At 48.0% G+C, this 9,810-nt stretch carries 7 protein-coding genes; 4 read left to right on the top strand and 3 right to left on the bottom strand.

Features of this window, described 5'->3' with window-relative positions; genetic code table 11:
• The 3 genes from MHN01_RS07775 to MHN01_RS07785 form a co-directional block, all read left to right on the top strand.
• Positions 1-352, top strand: a 352-nt coding sequence (locus tag MHN01_RS07775; RefSeq protein ID WP_304622845.1) for a PHP-associated domain-containing protein, incomplete at its 5' end; no start/stop codon positions are given.
• 333 nt (positions 353-685) lie between these two features.
• Positions 686-1,075 carry a hypothetical protein gene (locus MHN01_RS07780; RefSeq protein WP_239410798.1) on the top strand — a complete coding sequence of 130 codons (390 nt, stop codon included), beginning with the start codon at positions 686-688 and terminating at the stop codon, positions 1,073-1,075.
• A gap of 459 nt (positions 1,076-1,534) precedes the next feature.
• A complete protein-coding gene (locus tag MHN01_RS07785) occupies positions 1,535-3,202 on the top strand; it encodes a DUF342 domain-containing protein (RefSeq protein WP_239410799.1) in 1,668 nt (555 codons plus the stop codon).
• A gap of 135 nt (positions 3,203-3,337) precedes the next feature.
• On the opposite strand, the gene MHN01_RS07790 is transcribed toward MHN01_RS07785, so the two are convergent.
• From MHN01_RS07790 to MHN01_RS07800, 3 genes are all read right to left on the bottom strand, one after another.
• Entirely contained in the window at positions 3,338-5,293 is a 1,956-nt protein-coding gene (locus MHN01_RS07790) for an EAL domain-containing protein (protein ID WP_239410801.1), read from the bottom strand.
• Between the two features lie 286 nt (positions 5,294-5,579).
• A complete protein-coding gene (locus MHN01_RS07795) occupies positions 5,580-6,932 on the bottom strand; it encodes a sigma-54 dependent transcriptional regulator (RefSeq protein ID WP_239410802.1) in 1,353 nt (450 codons plus the stop codon).
• Positions 6,929-8,743, bottom strand: a complete 1,815-nt coding sequence (locus MHN01_RS07800) for an ATP-binding protein (protein WP_239410804.1) — start codon at positions 8,741-8,743, stop codon at positions 6,929-6,931. Before MHN01_RS07800 ends, MHN01_RS07795 begins: the two co-directional genes overlap by 4 nt.
• A gap of 200 nt (positions 8,744-8,943) precedes the next feature.
• Between MHN01_RS07800 and pdxH the strand changes: the two genes are divergently transcribed.
• Positions 8,944-9,579, top strand: a complete 636-nt coding sequence (gene pdxH / locus MHN01_RS07805; protein WP_239410806.1) for a pyridoxamine 5'-phosphate oxidase — start codon at positions 8,944-8,946, stop codon at positions 9,577-9,579.
• Positions 9,580-9,810 lie beyond the last annotated feature (231 nt).

Below are 9,810 nucleotides of genomic sequence, written 5' to 3' on the forward strand. Positions count from 1 at the left end.
GGGACATCTCGGCAACCCGAATTTTGATTTTGATTTTGAAGCCGTTGTATCGGCTGCGGCACAATACAACGTTCTTATTGAAGTCAATAATTCTTCCTTGAGCGGCTCTCGCCAGGGCAGCGAACCTCGTTGCGAGCAGATTGCAGCATTTGCCCGCGAGGCTGGAGCTCGGCTGACTACCGGATCGGATGCACATTTTGCTCACGATGTCGGTAACTTCAGCCAGGTTGCCAAGTTACTGGCAAGGGTCAATTTCCCGCTTGACCATGTTGTCACTCATCATCCTCGCTGCTTTCTTGAGTTTCTCCAGGAGCGCGGACAGCCGTCGATCGAGGAATTTGCCGAGTTGTAATTTCATTTGGTATTTACACTGTAAATAGCGGTTAGCGGATAAACAAAAAAGTGGTTTACAGTGTAAATTAACCCAAGCAAACTTTTGATGTTCAATAAAGGGTGATGTTTTTATTGTCTAGATTCTACTGCTATTCTTTTGATGTAAAAGCATTAACCCGTCAAATTTCTTGCTCTACACTCACCATAATCAGTACTGTATTCCATATAATAAGTGTGAAAAAATTTGGTATTGCTCCCAAAAAATGGTCTAGAGTTAAATAACTTAGGGAGGAATTATTTGTTGTAAATTCGGCCCATAAAGTTGATTGGAATGAGAGTTTATGGGGGTGTCATGAGTCTAGTTAAAGTACATACCAAAGCCCTTGAAAAGATGATGGCGCCTGTCCATCATTGCGTTCAGCCAGATATTGCCTTTTCTCCAGGTCTTGGTGGGTTGGCGGCAAGGCTTCATAAATCTTCTATTCACAGTGATATCAGCCGGTTTGATATCGGTTCTCGTGTTACTGTCTCACGTTTGAGTAAACGCTGCCTGTATCTGCAGTCCTCAAAGCGTCTGGAGCTTAAGGCCTCCTACGAGCTCAGCTTGCAAGGATTTTATGAGTTGACGGGATACCTCACCCTGGTTGCCAGTAGTGATAAGAGCACTTTTCAATATAAATTTCACTCAAATACCTGGTTGACCGACGAGCAGTTGATGCGGCTTGTGATAGATTACGATTAAAAAAAAGCCCCGAAGACCGGGGCAAATTTGGACTAAGATATTGCTGCTCAATCGGGGGGAACAGCAGCAATGGATATTAAGCAGTCCTAGGGATTGTCTTATCATTGCTATTTCCGTGCCAGAATTATCTCTCGATTGTATTGATATAAACCATTGATAAAATTAACCTTTATATTAAAGGTAGATTTGGCGAAAATGTTTTTGGGTGGAGTTCTACCCAAAAGAATATTGCAATGTGTCAACCTGTACCCATTCATATCCAGCATAGAATCCTGCTGATATCTGTTTTAGTGCCATGCTGGCAACACTTTTTTCCTCACTTAATGCATAATTTCTTACACTTATCGATAAATTTGCTCACGGATCTGTGACTTGGCATGTACATGGTTTGTATGTGGTTAGGTTAAGATGGGCTATAAGACCGTTATGGTGATGCTATAAGTTTTTAGGGAGTGCTCTATGCCGACACAGCTTCTTCAGCTGTCTCAAGATGGTCAGACGATATCTTTGATCGCCAAGCCGTTGGGCGAAGATGCTGAGCATGTGATAACCCGGAGTGACATCGCCACTGAATTGGTCGAGCTTAAAGCGATTGATTTTTTCCTGTTCGACAACGCAATCGATTCCGCCTTGTCGGTGCTCAATTCCAAACCGGATGACAGCGACGTTGAGGTCAAGCTTCAGCAATTTGTGATAGCAGAACGACGTGATGCCGGATTGCTTATCAAGACAGATCCTGATCTCATGAAAACTTCAGTCACTGTGATTGGGGCGCATGGTGGTACCCAGATCACCGGAAACATGTTGATTGATGCCTTAAAAGAGAACCATATCATAAAGGGGATCCGAAAGGCTCAATTGCAGGAGCTACTGATGAAGTCAAAGCAGCTTGCTCCCGGTGAAAAGCTGACTATGCCTGTCGCTTTCGGCCGTTTTCCTGTACACGGTACTGATACTGCATTTGAGCCTCTGGTAAATGATGCTAGCCAACGTATTCTGCGCCCTCAATCAACGGATGACGGCAAGGTCGATATGCTTGATCTGGGAGAGTTAATCACGGTTAAGGCAGGCCAGCCCATTATGAAGTTGATACCTGCAACGACTGGTTGCAACGGTTTCAATGTGCTTGGCAAGGAGATCACTGCAATCCCAGGAAATGAGCTGGCGTTTGAGGCCGGTGACGGCACGGCTATTTGCGAAGATGATGAGCATGTTCTTGTTGCTACTAAATCGGGTGTCCCGTTAAGAAAGCCGTGTGGCATGCAGGTTGATGATGCCCTGACCTTGAAAGGCGTCAACGTGACCACTGGCCATATTGATTTCGACGGCAGTATCTTGATCACAGGCGACGTTACACCGGGCATGAAGGTAAGTGCGACTGGCAATATCGTCGTTAGTGGGTTCGTCGAGCTGGGCGAATTAAAGGCCGGTGGTGATATTGCTGTTGCAAAGGGAGTGATTGGCCGTCAGCAGGACGGCAAACATCTACCGTGCTACCTCCAGGCTAATGGTAAGGTAACCAGCAAGTTTGCTCAGTTTGTTGAAATTGATGCCGGCCAGGATGTCTCTTTTTCTCTTCATGCCCTCCACTGTATAATCCGTACCAAGGGAGCATTGAGCGTTATTGACCAAATTAAACGCCATGGCACCTTGAGCGGTGGCTATATTGAAGCAGGGCTGGGCGTCGAGGCGCTCAATATTGGCGCTCTGGCTGGGGTACCGACCGAAATAGTTGCTTTCACCCAATACAACTCCTTGCGAGATACACTAAATACTGCATATCAGGTGATTGAGGATGAAAAAGCGAAAGTGCATAAAATTAAGGAGGCACAGCATAAGCTTCTGAAGATTCCGTCTTCGAAGCGCCCGCCAGAATTGGTTGAAAAGATAAAGTCCTCGATACAGCTTCATAAGCAACGTATGGCCGAACTTAATCTGTCCTATCAAAATTTACGTCAGGATTACGACGAGCAACTTAACAAGGTTACTATTACCGCGATAGGGCGATTGTTTTCGGGAGTGATGTGCCAGATTGAGAAAGAAAAACTCAACATACTGCAGGAGCATGGTCCCTCTATGGTTGCTTATAGAGATCGGACGCTCCAACGGCTCCCCTATAACTCATAAGCTATTTACACTGTAAATTGAAAACTATCCTCTTTTTTGTCTATTCTTGTTTCGCTGAGCTGGTAGTCAGTGTTATTTACACTGTAAATTGTCAGCGACCACCGTTTATCAATGTTCACTTCGTACGGGATAACATTAGTTCACATGCCCATTGTGAGTTTCGACTTTTGCTCTGCTATTAAACCGCTCGATTATAAAGCCTTGAAATCCACTGACGAATAGTTCGGAAAGCCGCTCGAGCTGTGTTTCTGTTTCGACGCGGGTAGCAATCGTCATGATGTTGAGGCTATGGGCGGTTCTGGAAATTGACGACAAGAGAGCAGACTTATTCTGATCGTTTAACTGGTGGGTATAGGCGAAGTCAATCTTTACGTAGTCAGGGCGAAACTCTTTTAGGTAGTCCAGGGATTTGAAATGACGGCCATAGTTGTCGACACCAAATCTGAACTTATAGAACCGGATGGCGGAGCAGAGCAAGCTGGTTGCATCGGGATGGCGGACAAAGCTTGCTTCGGGTAACTCGAAGAACAGACGCGAGGATAAGCTCTGATTTCTTTCCAATATTTGACTAAGCCAGCGAATGAAGGCGGGATCGCTGATGCTACTGTTGGTGATGTTTATCGCCAGAGGACCAAGCTGATGATCAGCATTGAGGCGGTTAATTAACTGCGCAACAATGTGGCGGTCGAACAAGCTGCCTATCGCGAGATCCTCAATGGCACCGAGAAACTGGCTGGCAGTATAGACATCGTCTTTTGTTTTTATCGCGCTGAACACTTCATGATGATAAATTCCGTTTTTGTCATTGGCGACCGGCTGGAAATGGTAAGAGAAAAGATCATTATCAATGGCATCGAGCAGCAATGATTTCCACTGCTGCTTGCCGAGTGCTACCTGGGTTGAAGCCTCATCAATAAATGCAATGGGAAGCTGTGGTGTAAGAGCTGCTTTGCTCAGGGCATTGTCGAGTTGGGAAAGTAAAGTGCTGGAACTTGACGGCTGGCTGATAAGCAGCAGGCCGACATGCGCCGTATGCGGTGTGGTTTTAGCGTGTTCCGGCTGTAACTCGTCGATAACTGTCAGCATCGTTTCGCCGATTATCTTGAGCTTCTCGGCACGGATGCCGGGCGCAAGCAAAGCAAATTCGTCGTAGGATAAGCGTGCGAGGGTAATGTCACTATAGATGATCCCTTCGTTAAGGCCGTTGGCGATATCTTTGACAAGCTGGTCTCCTTGCTCGAAGCCCTGATTATGGTAGCAATCATCAATCAGCGATGTTTTAACCAGCGCCAGCCCGCCTTTGGCTGACTTGGTCAGCCAGGAGTTTAGCTGGCTGATAAAGAAATTTCGGTTTCCCATACCCGATACGCCATCGCGGTAAACCTGTTCTCTTAGTTTTGCTGCCTCGCGGGCCTGGGCCTTGAAATTGGCTTCAAGCTGGGTGGAAAGGTGATTGATAGTTTTGACGATGATCCCGAGATCATAGGTTTCGGGTAGTGGAATAGGTGCCCCAAATTGATTCGAAGACAGATCCTTTGCCCTGTTGACGATATTGTCTAACGGTTTGAGTTTTCTTTTTAGCACCAACAGAAGAAGCATAAGGCCGGCAATTAGGCACACCATGGATACGCTAAGAGATTGGATCGTCGATTGCCACAGCTGGCGGTACAGTGATGTCTGATCGGCCGTAATGGATAGTGTAGCCAATCGCTCCCAGCCGTTGTTAATGGTGTTCGACTTGGTGAGCGGCTCAAACAGGTTCAGGTTGAGAAACCAACTCGGCACGCCTTGCAAGCTGGATAGTCGCTGTTTTTCAATACGTTCTTTGGTGACCAACAGGTTCAGGCGAAGATGCAGCCAGTCTTGGCTGGCAAAAAACTGATCAACCAGGTCTGCGAGTTGCTGCGAATCTTGATCGGTAAGAAAGGGGGTCAGGGCGCTTTCGACGCTGAGTAAATCATGATTCAGGCGCGTATAGGCCTGAGCTGTTATTTGATCCCGCTGTGAAAAAAACTGGCTGGCCGTAACAGTTAGTGTCAAAAGGAAGAAGGTTGCCAGAATCCACGAGATTAACTGTTTGTATAAAGACATATGACATACTCTAGCGATAGCGGTGTATAGTTCAGGCATGCGCCGAGCGATATTGGGGCTAAGAGGTTTTGCGGTTTGCGACGCTGACAATTTTTCACATATGCACCCAATTTACCAAAAGTTCCTGTCTGCCACTGTGCAGATTTATTCTCCGCTAACAGATTTTGAAGGTACTTCGAAGTAATTCTGAAACAGCGATAATGTTACAGTGTGCAGGAGGAGAGGGCATTCATAGAGGGGGATGAAGCACGGAACCGCTATCCGTGCCGCATCAGGTATTGTGTATTTAGCTTGTTGCTTTGTAGTCATCCTTGTCGATATGGTGCTTTTTCATCTTGTCATACAGCGTCTTTCGCGCAAGGCCAAGCTCTGCCTGTACTTCCTTCAAACGCCCGTTATGGCGCTTCAAGGCATCGCTGAGCAAAGTATACTCGAACTGGTTCATCCGCTCTGCCAGTGTATGGATTAAAGGCGCTTCGCTAAACTGGCTGCTATCACTGAGCGTCGTCGTATCCCCCATCAAAATCAGGCGCTCGGCCAGGTTCCTTAGCTCCCGCACATTGCCGGGCCAGTCATGCTCGAGTAGTTTTTGCTGTTGTTCTAGGTTGATGGACGGCGGCTCGACGCCGTAGCGGGTAGACGCCGAGCGGGTAAAGTTCTGAAACAGCATTGGAATATCATCCTTGCGTTCGCGAAGTGGTGGAATATCAACGCTGACCACGTTCAGGCGGTAATAGAGATCATGCCTGAATAGACCGCGATCACTCATCTGCTTTAAGTCGTCTTTGGTGGCAGCAATAATGCGAATGTCTAGCGGAACCGTCTTGTTGCTGCCAAGTGGCTCCACCGCTCTTTCTTCGAGCACTCGCAGCAGCTTGATTTGCAGTGACATCGGCATTGACTCTATCTCATCAAGGAACAATGTTCCGCCGTTGGCATGTGCAATTTTACCGACGCGTTTTTTCTGCGCTCCGGTGAAGGCGCCAGCTTCATAGCCGAACAACTCGCTTTCGATCATGGTTTCGGGGATTGCTCCGCAGTTAATCGCGACAAACGGGTGGTTCTGACGAACGCTATGATCATGTAGGAAGCGTGCGACCAGTTCCTTTCCTGTGCCCGTTTCGCCATGGATCATAACATCTGCCGGGGTATCTTTGATGTGGGAAAGAATTCGGCGTAGTTGTTTCATCTGTGGAGTGTTGCCCAAAATCCTCGGGCCGGGTCCGCTTTGCGCTTCTAACTCGCGACGGAGGTCTCGATTTTCTAGCACCAGCTCCCGCTTGTCCGCCGCACGTTTGACAACATCAAGCAGGTTTTCAGTCGAGAACGGCTTTTCGAGAAAGTCATAAGCACCGAGCCGCATCGCGTCGACGGCCATTGAAATATCACCGTGGCCGGTAAGCAGAATGATAGATAACTCGGGATCAATCGCCAGCGCCTGCCTGAGGAAGTCAATACCATCGATACCTGGCATGTTGATATCAGAAATAATCACCCCGGGGTATTGGCTGTCGAGCATTTCTAGTGCGGGTTTGGCACTTGCAAACAAGGTGACGTCATAGTCTTCTAGCTCTAATGTCTGCCCCAGCGCATCGCGGATGGATTTTTCGTCATCAATAAAAATTACTTGTTGGTTCATTGAGTGTCCTCAGTGCTACGGGGAAGAGTGATCACAAATTCGGCACCGCCTCCGGGGTGGTCGGTAACCGTGAGCGTGCCAGAGAAGGCGTCGATGATTCGGCGGGAAATCGTTAATCCAAGCCCGAGTCCATCGCTTTTGGTGGTAAAGAAGGGTGTGAAGATCCGTTTTTTCTGATCATCATCAAGACCCGGCCCGTTGTCCCAGATACGGATTTCAACCAGGTTGTCGAGGCCAGCCAGTTGTATGCCAATCTGCGGCTGGTGTGCCGAAGACAGTGCCTGGATAGCATTATGGAGTAAATTGATGATGACCTGTTCAACCTGTACCGCATCGGCATTGATCAGTATATCTGGCGGCAAATCGCCGACACGTAGTATTACTCCTTCCTTAATCAGTTTATTACGCAGCAGACTGGTTGCCGAGCGTATTGAATCTGCCGCGACGGTGCGGTTGTTATGTTCGCTGCCCTTGCGGGCGAAGACTTTGAAACGCGCAATAATATCCGCGACCATCTGGTTGAGCTTGATGATTTCGTCGATGTTGTTGGCGACCGAATCATAGCGCTCTTTGTTGAGTAGCTTGCGTGAGTTCTCGGCATAGGTGCGCATGGCGGCGAGCGGCTGGTTAATTTCATGGTTGATGCTTGCCGATAGCTCACCCAGCATAGCCAGTTTGGCAGCCTGTACCAATTCGCTTTGGGTCTGCTTCAGCTCTGCCTGGCTACGCTCGTACTGTCTTAGTGTATCTTTTAGCCGCTGGTTACTTTCAAGCAGGGTATTGGTCCGTTTCACCACCAGCTGTTCGAGTTTGTCATTGAGCTGTGCCAGCGCCTTCTGCGCCTTGAGCGTTTGCCACCATGAGGTTACGGCTAGGCTCAGAAGAAAGTAAAATACGCTGAACATGAGTACGGCCTGGGCCACATACTGATAGGCAGCACTGATGGGGCTGAAGCCGAAAATTGCCCATCCGGCCTGGGCCATATCATGGTTGGCAACAACATAAGCTGCACTTTTCTCATCCGCGGGCTGTCGGATGTCAATGGTTTCATTGTGTCTGAGTCTATCAAGCCGGGTATAGCTTGTGAGCGGGTCGAGCCTGGCATTACCATATTGCCGTGATGCCAGGATTCGCTGTTTTTGGGCATCGTCCAGCGGGATCAGCGACCGGTACAGCCAGTTGTTCTCAGAGCTGTAGAAAACCACGCCCTGCGAATCGGCAATGACGTATTCGATGTCTTCGTACTGCCAGATATCTTCGATCAGCGACAGATCAACCTTGATGGTCATAACTCCGATAACAGACTGCTGATGGTAAATCGGCGCAGAAAAGTAGTAGCCGCGTTTATCGGAGCTGGCGCCCAGTGCGAAGTACTGACCGGGATTACCTGCAATCGCCTCGCGGAAGTAGGGGCGGTAGGCATAGTTTTGTCCGACAAAACTGTCAGGCTGCTGCCAGTTACTGGCAGCCAGGGTCTCCCCCTGTCGGTTAATCAGGTAAATCGTGTCGGCGCTCAGTGTCATCGCCCACTGCTGGAGCAACTGGCTGGTTTGATGATATTGATCGGCCTTTGCCGGTGAGGTTTGATCGGTCAACAAAGGTTGCAAGAGTCGCGGATCATTGGCCAGTACCTCGGGTAGCTTGCTATAGCGCATAAGCTGCGCATCCAGTTTTTGTCCCAGTAGGTCGACATCGAGGGAGACTTTGTCTGCCAGATGCTGTTTGACCTGCTGGAAGGTTAACTGGCCGATAAGAACGTTGAGTATCAGACCGACAACTACAATAAGGGCGAGGCATTTACTTTTCTGCACTTGACGTTTCCGTGGCATTTTTATGGGCTTGTATAGCAAACTTTACCCGATGAAAACACGAACCAGCTAGCAGAGATGGCATGAAGTGGTCTGCTATTCGATAAATAGTTTTAAAAATCATTCAGATCAATGAAGGAACTTGTTTTTCCTAGAGGCAAAGCGCACAATTTCACCTGAATGACTAAGAAGCGGAGTTAACAATGGAATTGTCTGATATTCGTCGCGAATACACGCGAGGTGGTTTACGTCGTCATGATTTACCAGATGAGCCGCTGAGTTTATTCGAGAAGTGGCTGAAGCAGGCCGTTGAGGCAGATTTGAGCGATCCGACAGCAATGACGGTGGCTACCGTGGATGATAACGGTCAACCGTATCAGCGTATTGTGTTGCTAAAACACTACGATAAAGAAGGCTTCGTTTTCTATACCAACCTCGGTAGTCGAAAGGCGATGCATTTGGGCCATAATGCCAAGATTAGCCTGCATTTCCCGTGGCATGCCATTGAGCGTCAGGTACACATAACTGGCGAGGCCGAGAAGCTGTCTAAGATGGAAGTGATGAAATATTTTACGTCGCGTCCCAAAGAGAGCCAGATAGCGGCTTGGGCAAGTAAGCAAAGCAGCCGAATTTCTGCCCGCCAGGCACTCGAAAGTAAGTTTATGGAGCTTAAACAGAAGTTCTCGAACGGTGAAGTGCCGTTACCCACTTTTTGGGGAGGCTACCGGGTGAAAATCAGTTCGATAGAATTTTGGCAGGGAGGGGAAAACCGCCTTCATGATCGCTTCTTATATCGACATGAAGCTGACAATTGGGAAATTGATCGTCTTGCCCCTTAATTGCCCATGGACGAAAAAAAAGTGTAGCCTAGCCGCTACACTTTTTTTATATATATCTTGAATTAACAGGTTACTGTTGATTACTTGTAACAATACTTACCCCTTCAGGGTGACGTATTCTTAATGCCTTCTCGGCTGATTGAATCGAAGCGATTTCGCTTTCTGCTGCTATTTCGTATTTACGCGGAATATTAAAATGTGGATGTACAACGTAGGTAATAGTGAATTGTT

This window comes from Photobacterium sp. OFAV2-7 (assembly GCF_022347985.1).
Classification (GTDB): Bacteria; Pseudomonadota; Gammaproteobacteria; order Enterobacterales; family Vibrionaceae; genus Photobacterium.